The sequence below is a fragment of the Shewanella sp. 10N.286.52.E4 genome, from assembly GCF_041468785.1.
In the GTDB taxonomy this organism is placed as follows: Bacteria; Pseudomonadota; Gammaproteobacteria; order Enterobacterales; family Shewanellaceae; genus Shewanella; species Shewanella electrodiphila.
Genome location: NZ_JBFRJJ010000001.1, coordinates 74,514 through 93,788, shown reverse-complemented (window position 1 = coordinate 93,788; position 19,275 = coordinate 74,514). Strand labels below are relative to the sequence as shown.

Annotated in this window: 14 protein-coding genes; 12 read left to right on the top strand and 2 right to left on the bottom strand. The window is 39.7% G+C overall.

The window, feature by feature from the left end; genetic code table 11:
• Positions 1–11: 11 nt before the first annotated feature.
• From tssH to AB4153_RS00265, 12 genes are all read left to right on the top strand, one after another.
• A complete protein-coding gene (gene tssH, locus AB4153_RS00320; RefSeq protein WP_102529475.1) occupies positions 12–2,618 on the top strand; it encodes a type VI secretion system ATPase TssH in 2,607 nt (868 codons plus the stop codon).
• Between the two features lie 457 nt (positions 2,619–3,075).
• Entirely contained in the window at positions 3,076–3,555 is a 480-nt protein-coding gene (locus AB4153_RS00315; protein WP_102527844.1) for a type VI secretion system tube protein Hcp, read from the top strand.
• Between the two features lie 71 nt (positions 3,556–3,626).
• On the top strand, positions 3,627–5,507 hold the full coding sequence (locus AB4153_RS00310) for a type VI secretion system Vgr family protein (protein ID WP_102527845.1): 1,881 nt from the start codon (positions 3,627–3,629) through the stop codon (positions 5,505–5,507).
• A gap of 2 nt (positions 5,508–5,509) precedes the next feature.
• The gene (locus AB4153_RS00305) at positions 5,510–5,863 is read left to right on the top strand and encodes a hypothetical protein (protein WP_102527846.1); all 354 of its coding nucleotides are present in this window, start codon (positions 5,510–5,512) and stop codon (positions 5,861–5,863) included.
• 77 nt (positions 5,864–5,940) lie between these two features.
• Entirely contained in the window at positions 5,941–6,231 is a 291-nt protein-coding gene (locus AB4153_RS00300) for a PAAR domain-containing protein (protein ID WP_102527847.1), read from the top strand.
• 18 nt (positions 6,232–6,249) lie between these two features.
• A complete protein-coding gene (locus AB4153_RS00295) occupies positions 6,250–7,419 on the top strand; it encodes a hypothetical protein (RefSeq protein ID WP_371995938.1) in 1,170 nt (389 codons plus the stop codon).
• Positions 7,416–8,354 carry a hypothetical protein gene (locus tag AB4153_RS00290; protein ID WP_371995937.1) on the top strand — a complete coding sequence of 313 codons (939 nt, stop codon included), beginning with the start codon at positions 7,416–7,418 and terminating at the stop codon, positions 8,352–8,354. Before AB4153_RS00295 ends, AB4153_RS00290 begins: the two co-directional genes overlap by 4 nt.
• A 12-nt stretch (positions 8,355–8,366) precedes the next feature.
• Entirely contained in the window at positions 8,367–13,379 is a 5,013-nt protein-coding gene (locus tag AB4153_RS00285) for an RHS repeat-associated core domain-containing protein (protein WP_371995935.1), read from the top strand.
• A gap of 2 nt (positions 13,380–13,381) precedes the next feature.
• Positions 13,382–14,233, top strand: coding sequence for an immunity 49 family protein (locus AB4153_RS00280; protein WP_303512782.1), 852 nt, complete (start codon positions 13,382–13,384; stop codon positions 14,231–14,233).
• 95 nt (positions 14,234–14,328) lie between these two features.
• Entirely contained in the window at positions 14,329–14,820 is a 492-nt protein-coding gene (locus tag AB4153_RS00275) for a DUF6795 domain-containing protein (protein WP_303512784.1), read from the top strand.
• A gap of 23 nt (positions 14,821–14,843) precedes the next feature.
• Complete coding sequence (locus AB4153_RS00270; RefSeq protein WP_303512787.1) at positions 14,844–16,001, top strand: lipase family protein; 1,158 nt, start codon at positions 14,844–14,846, stop codon at positions 15,999–16,001.
• A 733-nt stretch (positions 16,002–16,734) separates the two neighbouring features.
• Positions 16,735–17,409: a 2OG-Fe(II) oxygenase gene (locus AB4153_RS00265; RefSeq protein ID WP_371995934.1), complete on the top strand. Its 675-nt coding sequence runs from the start codon at positions 16,735–16,737 to the stop codon at positions 17,407–17,409.
• Between the two features lie 23 nt (positions 17,410–17,432).
• Here AB4153_RS00265 and AB4153_RS00260 read toward each other — a convergent pair whose 3' ends face one another.
• Both AB4153_RS00260 and AB4153_RS00255 read right to left on the bottom strand, forming a co-directional pair.
• Positions 17,433–17,537, bottom strand: coding sequence for a pentapeptide repeat-containing protein (locus AB4153_RS00260; RefSeq protein WP_371995932.1), 105 nt, complete (start codon positions 17,535–17,537; stop codon positions 17,433–17,435).
• 120 nt (positions 17,538–17,657) lie between these two features.
• Entirely contained in the window at positions 17,658–19,139 is a 1,482-nt protein-coding gene (locus AB4153_RS00255) for a CotH kinase family protein (protein ID WP_371995930.1), read from the bottom strand.
• Between the last annotated feature and the right edge of the window lie 136 nt (positions 19,140–19,275).

The following is a 19,275-nucleotide window of genomic DNA, read 5'->3' as shown; positions in this document are numbered from 1 at the left end:
GGACTATAAACATGTCAGCGATGACCTTAAGTAAACTGGTTGAAAAACTGAATCCAGTGTGTCGAAAATCTTTAGAATCTGCCGCGAGTATTTGCCATAGTCGCAGTCAGTTTACCGTCGAAATAGAGCATTGGTTACTTGCTTTACTCGAAGGTGATTCTGGTGATTTAAACATTATTAATGCCAGCTTTTCGATTCAAAAAGAACAACTCATAAGTGAAGTGAGAAATGGACTAGAAAAGTTCAAAACAGGTAATAGTGCCGCGCCAAGTTTGTCACCGCATATTGTTAACTTACTGCGTCAAACATGGCTGAACACCACGATTGAATTTAATGATGATGAGATCCGAGCCGCTTATATCATTTTTACATTATTAACAGATGACTCTTTAAATTCATTGGTTTCTCGCTCTGCCAAGCAGTTAATGAAGATAGACCCTGCACAGCTCAAACATGCTTGGCCCCAACTGGCTAGGCAGTCAACAGAGCATAAAGTATCAAGCTCTGATATTGAAGAAACACAAGCAGTTCAGAGTGCCCCGAGTAAAACACCTAGCTTGGATCAGTTTACTCAAAACCTGACTGAACAAGCCAAACTCGGTAAAATTGACCCTATCTTAGGCCGTGATAATGAAATCAGGCAGATGATAGATATCCTTACCCGCAGACGTCAAAATAACCCTATCCTGACGGGCGAAGCTGGAGTGGGCAAAACGGCTGTTGTTGAAGGTTTAGCATTAAAAATCGCACAACAAGAAGTCCCTGATGCACTGCTTAATGTCAGTATTCATGTTCTAGATTTAGCATTATTACAGGCTGGTGCAGGCGTTAAAGGTGAATTTGAAAATAGACTTAAAGCACTGATTAATGAAGTTAAAAGCTCAATTAAGCCAATAATTCTATTTATTGATGAAGCGCATACCATGATTGGTAGTGGTGGCGCAGCTGGGCAAAATGATGCTGCAAACTTACTAAAACCTGCATTAGCACGTGGTGAGTTAAGGACGATAGCCGCAACAACATGGGCAGAATATAAGAAATTTTTTGAAAAAGATGCAGCACTAACTCGCCGATTCCAAGTCGTCAAAATTGAAGAGCCTAGTCCTGAGCAAGCGGTCGCCATGATGCGTGGTTTATTACCCGTTATGGAGACGCATCATAAGATCTTAGTTTCAGATCAAGCATTATGTGCAGCAGTAAACCTTTCACATCGTTATATAACGGGACGCCAGTTACCTGATAAAGCGGTCAGCCTTCTTGATACTGCGTGTGCCAGAGTCGCGATGAGCCAAGCTTCAACACCAGGCGCTGTTGAGTCATTACAACGTCAAATCCAACAGCTTGATACCCAAATAGCTATCTTATCTCGCGAACAAAAAAACGGTTCAGATCACAAGAAAGTATTGGCCGAGCTATCAAAAGCACAAAAAGGCTTTGAAAAAAGCTTAAAACCATTAATCAAACAATGGGAATCTGAATTAGCCACGGTGAAACAAATCTCGGAGCTTGTTGAACAGATCCAAACGCAGAATGATGACTGTACAGATTACCTGGCTCAATTGACCAAGCTAAAGCAGACTTTAGCTGCAAACAAGCAACCTATGGTGCATTGGCAAGTTGATGAACAATTAGTGGCTGAAGTGATTTCTGACTGGACAGGAATACCTGCGGGTAAAATGCAAGATGATGAAATAGCGACGATTTTAGATCTTAAAGCCAGTATGTCAAAACGCGTAATTGGCCAAGATCATGCTTTAGATTTAATTGCTAAAACAGTTCAAACATCTCGTGCACAACTGGGCGATGAAAAACGTCCAATAGGCGTGTTCTTATTAGCTGGCCCAAGTGGGGTCGGTAAAACTGAAACCGCATTGACCTTGGCTGAACAGGTTTATGGCAGTGAAGATAATGTCACTGTTATTAACATGTCAGAGTTTAAAGAAGAGCATAAGGTTTCATTGTTACTAGGCTCACCTCCAGGTTATGTCGGTTATGGTGAAGGTGGGGTATTAACTGAAGCGGTTCGCAGAAAACCATACAGTGTGATTTTGCTTGATGAAATGGAAAAAGCACACCCAGGTGTGCAAGATATATTCTATCAAGTGTTTGATAAAGGAATGATTAAGGATGGTGAAGGTAGGGATATTGATTTTAAAAATACCATTATCATCATGACATCTAATGCAGGTACAGATACCACAATGTCATTATTTGAAGATGAGGAAACCATCCCTTCAATTAATGGCCTACGTAAAGCATTACAAGATGACCTGCTAGCTTATTTTAAACCTGCATTTTTGGGGAGACTTAATGTCATCCCATACATCCCGCTGAGTAAATCTATGCTCAATGACATTACGACTTTGCAATTACAACGAGTGGGTAAGCGATTAAATCATCATTATCAAGCCAAGTTTAGTTATAGCGAAGATGTGGTCACGAAAATTGTTTCAATGTGCCAGGATGCTGGTTCTGGTGCACGTAACGTTCACAATATTTTGCAAAACACCATGTTGCCTGATCTTTCTATTAAAATTTTACAAAACATGGCTGGTAATAAAAAAACCACAAATGTCAAAGTGAATATTGAAAAAGAAGAATTTAATTATAAAGTCTAAATACATACTTATAGGTGTGTGACGTTCTTAAAAATATTATTAAGTATTAATATTGTATTTTAAATAATATGACTACTATTTTACGTGAAAAATAATTTTACGTGAAATAGTGTTACTTACACCTATAGGTTTTATTAATACTATTACAAAGTATTAGTTTGAGGCTTTAGTTAGATAGTTATAAAGTATTACACAAAAAGCTATCAAATGGTTTGTCTTTTAAGTTATTGATTTTGATGTTATTTTTATTTTTAAATTACATTGAAAGTATTGTTGATAATAAAAAGGTCTTTGATATAATCTCGTTGCTTTAAAACGCGAGTTTAATTTTAGATGTGCCACATTAATAACTTTGGCATGTCTGAATGCATTTTTAATAAATTGAATTAAGTTTATATTTAAACTTATATAAACCTATCCACTAATGGATGATATTTACGCAAAAGGAGCATTAATAATGCAAGCGAATACATATTTAGATTACGAAGGTATTAAAGGCGAAACAACTGCTGCAGAATTCAAAGACATGATCACTGTCTTATCTGTAGATTGGAATGTAAGCCGTGAGATTTCTTCTTTCACTGGTACTGCTAAAGATCGTGAAGCAAGTTCAACTCGTTTAGGTGACGTTACAATCACTAAACTTCAAGATAATGCTTCAACAGATATCTTTAAAGAAGCAACAATCGGTAAAGGTAAAAAAGCTGTTTTCCATATCACCAAACAAGGTGACAAAATCGAAGAAATCATGCAGATCGAATTAACTGATGCAATGATTTCAAGCTACAGCGTGTCAATTCAAGGTGACCGCCCTGTTGAAACTATCACTATCAGCTACACAGAGATGATGATGGCAGTTACACCTACAGATGACAAAAACAACATCACTGCAGCGCTACGTTATGGCTACAGCGGTGTTAAAGGTCAACAAATGTAATCCATTTGTGATCTTGTATCTTGGAGGAGAAATTCCTCCAAGATCTTTACCTATAAAGACTGAGGCAAGGAATGCTAAAGGCTACGCAAAAAAACAATATCATTAGTATTACGACTCCATTAGGTAAAGATACGCTCTACCTAACACATTTTACTGCCTCTGAAGCGATTTCCCAGCTGTTCTCAATTAGTGTTTCAATGTTTACTATTGGTACTCAAATCAAACTTGAGAGCTTAGTCGGCAAAAATGTTTGTATCTCATTGAGAAATGCCGAAAGCGATGGTGCAGCTAGATACTTCCATGGCGTAATAAGCCATATTGAATCTGCTGGAATGCGAACCGCTGCTGCAGATGTGGCACAAGACTATATTGACTATCAAGCGGTTATCGTTCCTCGAGCTGCGTTAATGAAGCAGCGAACTAACTGCCGAATTTTTCAAAATCAGTCTGTTATCGATATTCTTACTGACATATTTGGTCAACATGCCGTCAGTTTTCAAAATAAGACAACCCGTACCTATCCCAAATACGAATATTGTGTTCAATACCTTGAGTCAGATCTTGATTTTGTGACACGTTTATTACAGCAAGAGGGTATTTTTTACTTTTTCGACCACAGTATAGGCGATCATAAGTTAGTCCTTGCTGATGACATCACTGCTTATAACGCCTGCGATGAAGCGCAGGTTCGTTGTTTTTCAGGCCATCTAGCTGAGTCACATGTTTCTCACTGGCAAGGTGGTATGAGCATGGTAAGCGGCGGATTTGCTCAAAAGGGATATGATTATACTCAACCTAAAAAATTCCCATCTGGCAGCAATACGAAAAACGATTTGCCGGAACAAAAAAATCTAGAAGTATTTGATTACCTTGGCGAGTCTGAACTAAATAGTCGCTCCCAACCATTAGCAGATAATCATTTAGAAGCTTTTCAAAAAGATATGAATAAATGCAGTGGTCAAAGCGATTGCCGCAGCTTTACTGTAGGTAAGTTTTTTACCTTTAAAGATCATGAGAATAGCAGTTTTAAAGGTAAGACTTTTCTTGTGAGTGCTTTAAGAACATCAGCGACACAGCCTAATCAATCGGGTGCGAGTCAATCAGGTAGTCATGCTGTCTATCACAATGATTTTGAATGTGTTCCCAATTCAACACCTTACCGTAGTTCTCTATTGATGCAAAAGCCGTTAATCAACGGCGTTCAAACCGCTGTTGTGACCGGTGAACCAGGTGATGAACAGCATATTGATAAGTTTGGCCGAGTTAAGGTGCAATTTCATTGGGATAGAGAAGGCGAGTTTAATTCAAAAAGTTCATGTTGGATCCGTGTCGCACAAAGCTGGGCTGGCAATAAGTGGGGAGCCTTTTTCTTTCCACGAGTTGGCCAAGAAGTGTTGGTTGAATTCATTAATGGCGACCCAGACCAGCCTATTATCAGTGGTGCTGTCTACAATGCTGATTTGATGCCTCCATATGCTTTACCTGCTAAAAAAACGCAATCGGGAATTAAGTCACATAGCACAAAAGAAGGCGGCGCTGACAACTTCAATGAGTTGCGTTTTGATGATGAAAAAGGCAAGGAGTTGCTATTTTTTCAGGCCGAGAAAGATCATCATTTAAATGTTAAAAATGACCAAAAAGATAAAGTTGGCAATGACAGGTTTACCGAAGTCGTCAATAACGATAATGAAAAAGTAGGCAACGATAGCACACTAGAAATTGGCAATGATAGAAAGCAGGATATTGGCAATAACGAGACCGTTAAAGTTGGCAAAGTGCTTAATATTGAAGCGGGTAATGAAATTGTGATTAAAACGGGTGGCGCCAGTATCAAAATGAGCAGTGACGGTTCGATTTCAATAGAAGGCACCAATATTAAAATCAAAGGCACAGACGTTAAAGTTAATGGGGCGAGTATTGCCCTCAAAGCCGCTCAAATTAAGCTAAATTAGTTATGACCTCGACATCATATGCTGGCGTAGGTCAATTAGGCGCATTTTGCCGAGGGCACGAAATTGTTTGTCGATTTGGCTATCGTTATTTGATTTGTAAACCTATTGATAAGCCAATGGACCCGCTGCTAAATCAGCCAGAAATAGCATTGTCAGCATCCAGCCTTTTTGGTGAGCAATTCTTGATAAGTCGTCATACTTGGAATAATCAAACTGATATTCTGCAACGTATTTATCAATACTTAAACGCTGAGGAATTTAGCAGTAGTCAGATAACAGAAGCTGAGATGATTACGGCAATAGCCAATGCAATTGAAAGAAAGCAATTATTGGTAATTCTAATCGATTCAGATTAACCCTGATTATCTGAACTGCCATTTTTAAATGTTTATAGACCCAATGCTATTTGCGCTAACAAATAAAGGAATATTTGATGGGAATGCCAGCTGCGACGTTATCTTGTATGCATGTTTGCCCGAAGACCAATCCAGGCCCAGTACCACATGTTGGCGGGCCAATTATCATGGGTTCAGGCAATGTGTTAATAGGTTCTATGCCTGCAGCGCGCAAAGGTGACAAGCTTATTTGTGTTGGGCCACCTGACACTATCAATGCCGGCTCAAGTTCAGTACTCATCAATGGAAAACCAGCGGCTCGCTTAGGCGATGGCACTGCGCATGGTGGGAAGATCATTGTAGGTAACCCTACCGTGCTGATTGGTTAAACGACAAGGATTGTATTGATGAGTTTGCATGAGCGATTTGATTTTTTATTAGCGCAACGACAAGTGATAATGTCGTCTTTTGAGTGTGCGCCTAAAAATCTTATAGATAATACTCAAGCATTATTTATCAGTTATAAAGCGTTAAATGAAGGTGCTGCTCTTAGCCAAAGTGATAGCCAGAATGCTTGTCAGAATGATAGCCAAAGCCAGTTACTTAAAGCTAAAAATGTCACTGAACTCGTAAGCGCACTTGAATCTGAAGTGGATTATGACGTTCAAAACCAGTTGGTCATCATTCAGTTATTTTTGAAATTACATTGTCAGCAAAATTCACAGCAGCAATGTTTATTATTTCAACGATTATTTGATAGCAGCGTAATCAATTCTGCACAGACCTTTCCCAATCTTGCACTTCTTGCTAGCCAGTATTTAATTCATCCATTGGTATTGAGTAGCGATGGGAAAACAGCCGCACAAATTCATCAATACTTATTGCTTTGTATTTTTCAAGGGCAAAGACTTAACCGCAAACAAGCAAGTGAACGACTAAATACGTTAATGACACCAGTAACGCCAGTGACAACACTGTATGTTGAGTTGCTGATGGAAGTTAAAAAAGCGCCATTAAAGATCTACGAAAATGTTATTGAATTAGAAATGGTAGATAGTATTTTATTTGATTTTTACATCGCCTCCTTAGATGAAGAACAACTCACTTTGATACTCAATGTTATGAGCCAAGACGATACATTAAGGGCTAAAGTGATTGAGGTTATGGGGTATTCTGGTTTTATTAAGTTTGTGCCTTTTCTAGCGAAAGCGATGCAACAACCCTCGCAAACAATGGCAGCGTTTAATGCACTCAAAATCATTTTAGGTCCCTTGCTTGAACAAGCAATTTCTCTTCAGTGGCAATCTGAAAGCGATTTGGATAAACGTTGTGAATATTTACAGTTTTACAGTGCGAAGTTGCTTGACCGTTGGCCAGCTATTGCACTTAACTATAATCAAAATAACACTATCAACCGAATGCTAAATGGTGTTGAAGTGAATGAGAGTTCTATCGAATTCTTGCTGACACAAACAAGTCCGGTTCATCAAAAAATAGCGCAACTTCACCAGTATCGCTTGCACGGCACTATTTCAAAAGCAATCGCCAGCACAGCAGATAGCAAGTTGGCATCATGATTATAGATGTCCAACATACCCGTCTTAGTATTGGTGATAATACCGACACTGAACGATTGATTAACTTACCTTTTAGTGAGCCGTTAGAATTCTCATATCAGCAGAACTCACAAAATGTTGTCGCAGTCATGGCGGCAAATTTATCTACTGAACGCAAAGTTGATCGCTTAGTAGACTTGCTATTTAAATTAAAATTACAAGATGACACTGTATGGAAAACATACCAGGGTAAGCCTGTTTTTTGGTTGCTGCCAAACCTTTCTGCCAATGAATTACAACACTGGGTGAGTGTGCTTCACCAACATTTACCACATTGCTTTGAACATCCACTCACTCGGATTTTTCCTAATGGAAGCGCTTCGTTAATGTTTGCCTTTAAGGCACTAGAAGCGATGTCATTTGATTCACAAAGTGTGGTGTTAATTTCTGTTGATAGCTTATTTTTTGACTTAGCAGAGTTGTCAGCGACAGAAAATCTCATTACCGAGGAACAAGGATCTGGCAGTCGTCCAGCAGAAGCCGCAATGGTGACAAACTTAAGGGTTAATACCACTGGTTTAAGCATTGACCTATTAAGTCAAAATAACTGCAGTTTAGTGCAGCAAACTCAAACTATTCAAAGCCTTTTTCAGCAGGCAAATAAAGCGTGCGAGCCTGAGCTTTTTAATCAATTGTATTTACCCGGTGCTAATCAAACTGTGACCGATAATTGGCTAAATGCATATGAACAGCTTGCAGGCAGAATTGATTCAGATAGTGACATTTCACAGACAACAAATTTCACAGGAGACATTGGTTGTGTCTCTGGTTTATATAATTTTGTGCATCTTTTTAACCGTTATGAACAACAGGCTGTAACAGGGAAAAGTTTACAGCTTGAAGTGTCTCAAACGCTGCATTTAGGATTAGCAACATACTCATGGATAGAGGCATAAACAAGCATGACAATGAGTAACTTTCGCTTTAATGGCCAAAATCGTCATATTGTAGTGGCGCTAACAAGCGCGTCTACGCCAGCGGGTTTCCAACTATTAACCTTTGATAAAGCAAATCAGTTAACAGACGTTATCAATGAGATATCACCTCATTTAGTTCGAGATCGTAACGCGTTGATTTATGGTCGTGATTTAGTTTTACAAGCAGGATTATCTGCCACGCTACAGCCACGTAATATTGTAAAAAACCTGACAGAAGCAATCGAGCGTTCATTGCTCAGAGTGTATGTTGAGGTGCCTAAACCGCAAATTCAATACTCGACAGAAACAGCCACGCCAGGCGTAAGTTCAAGTGCTAAAAAAACGCCAAAATCGAATAACGGCAAGAAAGCTAGCTCAGCAGCGTCAGCCGGATCTGTAACCAATAATACCTCAACAGAAGTGGCTATTGATAAGCAAGAGTGCCGTAGCGATCCTGTTTCCATGTTAAGTGGCGAAGAGATATTACCGCTGGTTGATTTCGAAATCAGTGGCCTATTACCCCTAACGTGGCGACGTTTATATCGCTCTAGTAAAATCGATTCCAATATCGGACTAGGCTTCGGTTGGCGACATAATTTCAGTGTCCAATTAACTCATCAATATAAAGAAGCGCCTAAAATTGGCCCTAAAAAACCAGCAAAGCAATGGTATGAATTAACAGATGAAGAAGGGCGGGTACATGTGTTTGACTGCGTTAAACGTGGTCAAACAAGCATTCAAACTTCGACAGGTTGGTCGTTAGTCCATCAAGCGGATGGTCGACAGGTACTGATTAAACCTGACGAGAGCCATTGGGCGTTCAAGCTTTATGAAATCGAAGGCAAAACGGTATGGTTACTTGAAACCATCAGTAACCATCAAGGTCAATATTTTGAACTGTACTATGACAAAAAAGGCCGCTTAGCTCAGATTACTACAGGGCCTAAACGTGGGGTGTTATTACATTACAACGCCCAAAATAATTTGTTACGGGTGTCATCATATGTGCTGAATGACAAAGGTAATCGAGAAGTTCATCCATCATTACTAGCCAGTTATCAATATGATGATGCTGAAGCGTTAATAGCGGCAACAGATATCAATGGCCTTGTAGAAAGGTACAGTTATGTCGACGCAGCTAAACCTAAAACACAAGCTGAGCCACACAAACATCCCCTAGGGCCCAAATCATCGACTTATCTGCTAAAACGCAGAACTCGGGCATCGGGTTATAGTCATCACTTTGCATGGGATAGCCATAATGCCAGTGCTAAATGTATCGAGCAATGGGGTGACAATGACACCTATCATTACCACTTTGCCTATGAGCAACAATCAAGCGGAATGCGCAGCAGCTGTGTTGATTCTTTGGGAAACAAAGAAGAGTTTGTTCATAATGCTCAAGGTTTATTAACTGAGTATCATAATGCCAATGGGCATATTACTCGACATCAGTATGATGCAGCGGGTCGTAAAGTTGCCACGATTGATGCTAATCATAATCAAACCCAATACCTGTATAACTCTTTAGGTCAAATTGACTCGATAGTTCAACCTGATGGGGGCGTCACAAGTTTTGAATACAACCGTTTAGGGCAACGTATTCTCACTCAAGATCCTATGGGTCGAAAGTTATCAAAGCAATTCGATGCAACAGGTCGGATTTTGTCTGAAATTAATTTTGATGGTCGTCAGCGCCAGTATCAATACAATGATTTTGGTCAAGTCACGCAAAAAATTGAGTTTGATGGTGTGACGCATAAATATTTATGGGATCGTGACGGGGAGCTACTCGCAACGCAAGTAGGGGAGTCACTCACTCGATATAGCCACGACCGTTTGGGCCGAGTCAATGCGGTTATCGATCCACAAGGGCTAGTCACCGAATTTATTCGAGATGACAAAGGCCAAGTTGTTCAGCAAAAGTCTTATCCTCAATCAGCGCCTGAAGAGTCGATTAATAAATACTTTCAGTTTGATGATGCGGGGAGGCTGACTTGTCACTCACAAGATGTCAGCCAACTTGATATAAACGCTGATGAGATTACGAGCACCAATACAGATGTGCTAGATAATAAATCAGATGAATCATCGTTAAATCACACCATGCTCAGCTATCAGGGGTTATCACAGCCTAGCGAACAAACCTTTGCTGATGGCAGCTGGCTTAAGTTTCATTATGACAAAGAACGTAACCTTAAACGCATCGCCCGCAGTGATGGTTCTGAATACGCCATTGATTATACGCCAACTGAGCAACCTAAAAAGTTAGTCGGTTTTGATGGGCGCGAGCAGCAATATCAATACGATGCTAATGATAAGCTGATTGCCGTGAATGACAGTGATACTCGCTTTATTGAGCTAAGCCGTGATGCCATGGGGCGCATTGTTAAGCAAAGTAGTCATGTCAAAATAGAAGCGAATGCACTATCACCACTATTAAATACCCAAAACTTTTATCAATATGACAAGTTAGGCCAAATCACCCGTGCTCATAATCAGCATCGTACAGTTGAGCAGAAATATGATGTTCAAGGCCGTTTAGCAACATCAACTCAGGGCAGCTGGCAGCTTGAGTATCAATATAATGATAAAGGTCAGCGCAGGCATCTTGTGTTGCCCGATGGCAGTAATATTGGCTATCAATACAATGCCAATGGCCAACTTACAGATATTAGTTTACAAACCGCTGTAGATGGAGCACAAACGGCTGTAGATGCCGCAGTAGCAAGGCCTGATAAACAAACATTAAACACACTTGTTAGTTATCAATATCTACCTTCGGGGCTTTTACATAAAAGCCAACAATCAAATCAGCTTGAGTTAGTCCAAGAGTTTGATGCATTCTCACGATTAAGCGCGCAAACATGGTCCAACCAATGTGATGCCACCACGTTTGAATATCGTCAATATCAATACGATAAGCAAGACCAGCTAAATCAATTATCAACTGAATTAGCAGCCCAGCAGCCAAGGGTTAAGCAATTTACTTATAACCGTATCAGCCAGCTGGTTAAAGATGTCACAGCTTGTATGGGTGAATCATTCACTGCCGTGCATGAAAGTGCTGGGCATGAAATTAGCGCCGATGATAACAGTGCCTTTGATAACAGTGTCTTTGATGACAGAGAACAAATTGTCAGACCGCTTGCAGGGATTAAGTCAGGTTCTGGCACTCACCAATATCAGTGGGATGCTTTCGGTAATCCGCAAACGGCTATCGGGACTCATGCTGTTAATAACGTAGCTGTTAACAATGCAACTGATAACAATCGCACTGATAAAAAATCGACTGAAAATAGCCCAGCAGAGCTAACTGTAAATACACCATTTGATGAGGTTATTGTTAAAAATGACCGTCTGTTAAGCATGGCGGGTATAGATTACCGTTACGATGCTAGCGGCAATCAAATTAACCAATTAGCTAAAGGTGATAAACAGCAGCGCAGCTTTAATGGCTTAAACCAACTGGTGCATATTAATGTTAATGGCCGGCTGGCCCAATATGAATATGATGCACTAGGTCGGCGCAGCTCCAAAATCACCGAACAAGGCCGCACAGATTTTATTTGGGATAATAACCAGCTAATAGGTGAATGCAGCCTAGGAGAATACACCTGGTACATCTATCAGCCAGAGACTTTTTTACCGGTAGCGTTAGTCAAACATGGTCAAATTTATCACTACCATTTAGACCAACTCGGTACACCGATTTGCTTAACTGATGTTAATGCGCAAACCGTATGGCGCAATCATCTCGATGTATTTGGTCATGTTGACTCAACACATATTGAAAATAGTGCTGAGGTGGCTAATCACATTGATAACCTACTGCGCTTTCAAGGCCAGTACTTTGATGATGAGTCAGGTTTACATTACAACCGCTTTAGGTATTACAGCCCAGAGCAAGCACGGTTTATTCATCAAGACCCCATAGGATTAGTGGGTGGTATTAACCATTATCAATATGCGCCAAACCATGTGAACTGGGTGGATCCGTTTGGATTATTGTGTAAAGAAGGAGAGGAAAAATTAGAAAGAATGCTTGGGACTCTAGTAAACGATACAGGTATTGATACAGCAACAAAAGATAAGATACTGCAAGCAGCCATTACCAGTGCCGCCTTGGCAGGTGACCCTAATGCTTATGTCAAATATACGAAACCTGGTGGTAAGAACAAGTTAGATTATCAATATGATATTACCGGTTTAGATGAAGACGCGGGCACGATTACTATTTCAAAAGAGATTGAAGGGGCAAACAGTGTTAGAGAAGTTACTTTAACCGTTGAAGAGTTTGCCGGTGGTCATCTTGTTGACGGAAAATTGGTTAATGAAGATTGGGCGAAAAAAGGCTCCTTTGTACAAGAAAAAGATATTCCGCTTAATAAAGCGAAAAAGAAAGATGAAACTCAAACTTATAAACTGACTGACAAGCAGCAAAAAGAATTAGAGGAATGTTGTCAGCAACGTGACGCAGAAATGACTAAACGTGATGAGTTTGACCGCGGTACGCCAGAATATAATAAGCAGATCCCCCCAATTAATCATCAATCAGCTAAAATTGGCGAAAAAGCCGCTGATATGGCAGTTAAAGACAAATACCCGGGCTTTGAACGTATTCACCCAGACGATTTAGATAATTCGTCTTCAGTGTCGGGAAATTTTGATATGGTTTATCAAAATGCTAACGGTGATGTCATTATTGTTGAAGCCAAAGGGGGCAAAAGCCCATTGGGTAAAAAGAAAATTGATGATGAATATCATCAGCAAGGCACGACTAAATATGCGCAGGCGATTACAGCTAGTATGGAAGGTAACAAGAACGCGAATGCTGTCACCGACAGAAAAGCGGCTGTAGCAATTAAAGAAGCGGCGGAAGATGGTAGTAAAGTTCAGTATTTACATATTGAAACACCAATTACTAAAACCGCAGCTGGCAGCACAGTCAATGACGTTAGCATATCTGAATTTGATATCGATACCACTCAATTAGTAGGTTAATGATGAAAGTAGAAAGAAAATACGATCCAGAGTTTTCGACATGTGTCCCTTTATTGGAATGGCTAGAGGCGCCGAGAAGAAGAATTAAAAAAATACCAGTTAATATCGTTAAAAGTCGTGATAATTTGATTCGATTTTCCGATACCCAAATCAACCTCGCCCGTTGGCTCACTTGGGAGCAGCAAACACCCGGAATAGCCAAAGAGTCAAGCTCAGCATTGGTACATGCGGCTAAAATGTTAGCGGCTTTTCATCAAATAGCGCAGCAACCCGAGCTTAAACATACCATTAGCATTGCTGAATTACCGGCGGTGACCTGGTCGGGCGAGGGCATATTGGCATCAGGATTAATTAATTCGGCAGACTGGTGCGAGGCATACTTTTGCGCAGTGATAACACGCGATGAAGCCAGTATGGATACTTTAGCGAATTTCCCCGTGGCCTTAATAAAGCAAAGTGGTACCAAAGCTGGCCCAGTATCTTATTTGCTTGTTGAAGTGTTTCAAGCATACCACCACAAAAAAGATAATTTCCCGAGCTTATTGCAAGAAACTATGAGTGCAGCGGTGGCTCAAAATGATGATTGGGCATTAGGTATCGCAATGGGCTACTTAGAAACATTCGCAGCGCTAACCACCGACATTGGTTTCGACTTTAATGAAGTACTGGCGAAAAACCTTGTGCATCAAGAAAAGTATAGGATGAATGCCGCGGATAAAGACGTAGTGCCAGTTGCTTCTTTTTTACCAATAGAGCTTTTAGGTATGGCGTGCATGTGGCATGACAAAGGCAACACCGTGACGGTTGAATCCGACTCATTGCCGCGATTTTTAATTGAAGGGACTTACCTTTAAGTGTGCATCTTAGATCATTGGTTGTTCTATTTCGTTGAACTAAGCCATACAAAATATTGCTATTTTTAGCAATGTTACTGTTTTTTGGGGGTGTAATGTTTGGTTTAATAAAAAGCTTTGATGTACATATGTGCTCAGAAGTGAAAGGCATTGTATTACTGGACGGGAATCCTGTAGTCGGTGCAGTTATTAATCGTAACTTAGAGTTTGCTTATAAAGTTGAAAAAGAAGATGTAACAGTAACTGATTCCGAAGGGCAATTTTATTTACCCGCTATAAATATCAAATCAAAAATCCCAGGTGATATGTTTTCGCATGAAACAACTTCTCAGTTTATAACTGTCACCTACGATGGGGAAACTTACGTACTCTGGAATTCCAGTTTAAGGGGCATTACAGAGCTCGTGGAGTATAAAAATAAGTTAGCAAGTTTAGACTGTGATTTATTATCTTCAAAAGTACACTTTTCTTTTCCTAATCTAACAAATCGAAATTTAGATTTTAGTGGCTCGGGAATTTGCCATTGGGAAACAGACTTTGAGATCTATGAAGTAGACGATGGAATCGATTACTTCGAAAATTTTTAAAACAATATATACAAAGGAATGTAATGAATATCTTATCTCCTAGCCTTGCTGTGGAACTAGCTGAATTTGCCTATAAAAGTTTAAGAAATAATAAAAGTGGCGCGCTAGATGCCAGCATGTTGATTAATAAGAACTTCGCTTTTAGCGCTAAAAATTCAAAGTTAGATGGTGTTAGCGGTACAGTTGCTGAGCATTTATTAAATCACGCCAGTGGCTTTGGTTTTTTTGGTTTAGGCAAAAATGAAGGTCAATTTGCAGGGGATATAGTCATTGCTTTTAGGGGTACTGCAGGGCTAGCTGATACTTTGACTGATTTGCATTGCGGAGTGACAGTTGGGCCAAACTATAAAGCTGTTCACGCAGGTTTTAATCGGACATTTGAGTCTATAAAACCTCAGCTAGCTTCTTTACTTAATAAAGCAGGTAACCGAGCAGTCCATTGTGTAGGGCATAGCCTCGGTGGTGCATTAGCAACCTTAGCTGCAAATTGGATTAAATCACAGTATAAAGTTCCTGTTAAGTTGTATACATTTGGTGCTCCGAGAGTAGGTTTTAACCCTTTTGCATTGCAAACAGAAACGAGACTAAATGGGATCTATCGAGCTGTGCATAGAAGCGATCCAGTTCCTATGGTACCAGTGTGGCCCTTTGTGCATGCTGGTAATGAATATCGCCTAAGCACTTGTGTTTCGTTTAATGCGTCTTCCCATAAGATGTTGGGTAATGCGCCTGGTTACATCGCCACCGCATCGAAGTATTCAGACTACAAACAAATGCAACTTGGTTCTATCCAAAATCTTGCGATTGTAAGATTAAAATATCAGGAAAGACATTTAGCCAGTTTCAATGCTCATTGGGCTGATAAAATAGGGGATGCGCTGCTTACCTTGCTTCGTGATAGTGGAAAAATTACCAGTATTCTAACTCAGGCAGCAGTAGGAAGTGCTCTAACTATATATGATGCATTAGCAAGAGGCCTTGTTGAAATCTCTCAAATGTCGTCTAGATATGCAGAGGATACAAAAGGGATTTTGGGTCATATTCTTAATTATGTTGGTAAACCAGGCGTAAAGATTGTCGATATGACATACCAATTAATCAAAGATATATTAGTATTGATGCTAAATAAGCTTAATACTGTTGTTAGTGCTGCTATTCCCGCTGTTTCAATGTATATGTAATCTGAACTACTGCTAAGCATCGCTCGGTGCTTAGTTTTTTTAATTTCTTTAATTTTAGTTTTGCAGTTGTAAAGGAATGACGTTACTGCATTTTATTTTAGCTAAGCTTTAACAACTTTAAGTTCAACTTGCTATTACTGATTAAGTAGAATTATGTTAAATATATAGAACATGACTTCTCTAACCTTCAAATTAACAGCAACACCCACAATTAACATTTCAAAAGTCATTGATAGCGGGAAGTGAAGCATAATGAAAAAATTAAATTTTATATTATTAACTCACAAGAATGTGAATATTTGGGCGTTGTGAAAAATTTTTAAGTCATAAATATATAAAGCGGCAGTTGTTATCACGACGCTGTCGTGAATATATCTAGATTTAACCCATCACGTTTTGCTCATTTCAGCTGAAAACTTACCAACATTACTTAGCTTTCTTTCATCGATGATTTATATCAATTATTAGATTCTCGATACTTTCCTCCTTTAAACTCAAGATGATAATTAACTGTTTCTCAATATAAAAATATTACTTGATGTATACTCAAATGACTTAGCTGAATCGATAATACCGACTTTAATTAAGGATATTCAAACCCTTAAGTAGTTAGCATTTTTAACTTAAGCGTTTGTACTCTGATATGCCAATGATGGCGGATTTGCTTGGTGAGCATTACTCTTTTTTGTTGTTTCTAGTTAAGAGGATATAAGTTTTACCGAAGGTATTAAAATTGGTTGCAGTTAATCATTTAGCGTCAGATGGCGCTAATAGCTCATATGACGAAACGCTTTTCTCACTGATAGCTCAAGATCTTGAACAAAAAGGTTACAGCATTCGCCTAGGTGCACTGCCTGAACCGCTAGCCCAATCATTACTTACCTATCAACTATCTATTGAGGCTGAAGCTTTCAAAAGTGCGGGTATCGGTCGCGGTGAAAAATACCTGCAGAATGAATTTGTGAGAACAGATGAAATCTGTTGGATTACAGAAGGCGCAACACCGGCTAATCAATGGCTTGATTGGACAGCCAGGTTACAAGATTATTTGAATCGGCGGTTATTCTTAGGGCTGTTTTCTTTCGAAAGCCATTTTGCTCATTATGGGCCTGGTGATTATTACAAACGCCATTGTGATGCCTTTAAAGGTGAAGCTAATCGGGTGCTTTCTGTTGTCGCTTATTTTAATTCAGGCTGGACCAGTGCTGATGGTGGTGAGTTAGTGCTCTATATGAATGAGCAAGATAAACAAGGCCTCAAGGTTGTGCCATTGTTAGGCTCTTTGGTTATTTTTTTAAGTGAAGAATTTCCCCATGAAGTATTACCTGCTAAGCGAGACAGGCGCTCGATAGCAGGTTGGTTTAGGGTAAATACTTCTGTCGCTAATAAAGTTGATCCACCTGTGTAATTTGACTTAGTTACTAAGTCGCCTTAAACCACAGTGTATCTACTGTGGTTTAGGGCGCTCTTGTTTAAGTTGCTCTTGTTTAAATTGCTTTGGTTTAAATTGCTTTGGTTTAAGTCACTCTTATTCAAGGCGCTTGTTTAAGTAGCTTTAGTTTAAGGCGATTAGGTTTAACGTGACTTGGTTTTAAATGCGCTTTGGTGTTAATCCATTTGCTATAAACTTTAATCAATGTTGATCTATTCTATCGTTTATTGATTATCCAAATATTGCTCAACGGCATCATTACGCTCTTCTACATGAGAAATTAATTCATCTATCGCTTGGTAAAATTCATTACTGTTGTTTAAGAATGAATACCCCGACCGCTCAGATGTCGCATAAGGTTCAATTAACGCTTGGTAGTCTTGATACTTTGCTTGTATTTGATTGGTTTCAAATGCAGTTTGTGACACTGAAAGCAGGTACTCGTTGTAACGATTTTTGTATTCCTCATCCGCATAAATATTGCCAATGAGTGGCCAATCTGCTGAATTTAAGTCAGAGAAGTCTAGCGCTAATGCGCCGCCCATTTTTCCATCTTGAAGAGTTTCGTTATGATCCCAAGGGATCCAAGTGAGTTGCGACGTTTCAGGGTTATTATATAAATAATAGTTGTGTGGCATAACGCCATAAGAGTCCCAGTTTTGAATAATGCCATTAACAGCTAAGTAGTTAAGATATGCATCAACATTAAATACTGCCTCTAAATTAGCCCGCCAAGTTTGTGGGTCGCTGGTGGCCGTATCATCGTGTAATGCACTGAATAATGCTTGGATATCAGACCAATCAGCATCATCTTCATTGGTTTTTTTCTCAAAGCTCTCTTCGTCAAAACTGCCATAAGCAAACGTGGCACCATCGTCTTCAGGCTTATAGAGATTACCATCATCACTGCTAAATTGAGTGTCGAGAACTTCGCCGTCAACTTCTTCAACTAAGGTGTACAAACCAAAGTATTCAGGGCCTTCACCATGGTCAACATAGAGGGTATAAAATGCGGTGTGCGACACTGCAAGTCCTGCATCGTAGAACACATCAGCCGCGACTTTTTCACGCACGAAAGAAGGGTCGCTATAGTTGTTTTTAAGACTAAATTTTTTGAAACCATAAAAGCGTTGGTTATCAATTTGCGGATAGTCATCTTCGTACTCATCAAAATCCAACTTGAACGAGAGTTTTAAAATCCCTTGTTGCCAACTGGTTTGCAGTGAAGAATTTCCCTTGAACCTTATCCCAACTCGGTACCATTGAGTGTCGTTATAAAATACTTCGGCGGGGACAAATATTGGGTCTTCATCAGTATCTGTTAAGCCATTGTTTGACGTTGATTGACCAAAAGTGCCGTAAAGAGCTGTCATGTCATCTAGCATGCTTTGCCAGTTAGCTTCGGTGACGACAAAATCTAGGCGTTTTACTTGGGTATCGTCAAACACTTCGTCAAAATTAGGATCGACATCTTTGGTGTGTGTGGCTTCTGTCCAATCGGTTGCTTCGAAATCAGAATCGTAATCGATAACTGGGGTTACAGTCTCTTCAGGTACTGTGATGACTGTATCTTCACTGGTGCTGTCATCATCACTACTGCCACAACCTGTGAACAAAAGTAAGCTGCTCAACAGCACAATAAAAATAGATAAATATGGTTTGTTATTTGGGGTATTAACGTCGAAAAAACGATCTAGTGTGGACATAATTCTCTCCTGTAATCGAGCCACTCGAAACCATTACCATTGGGTAAGATGCCGAATGAATAGCTTAATTAAAGAGTGTGCAAAGAGTGAGCAGAAACTGAGGAGTTAGCATGGATTTAAGGTGTTAGATATTTGA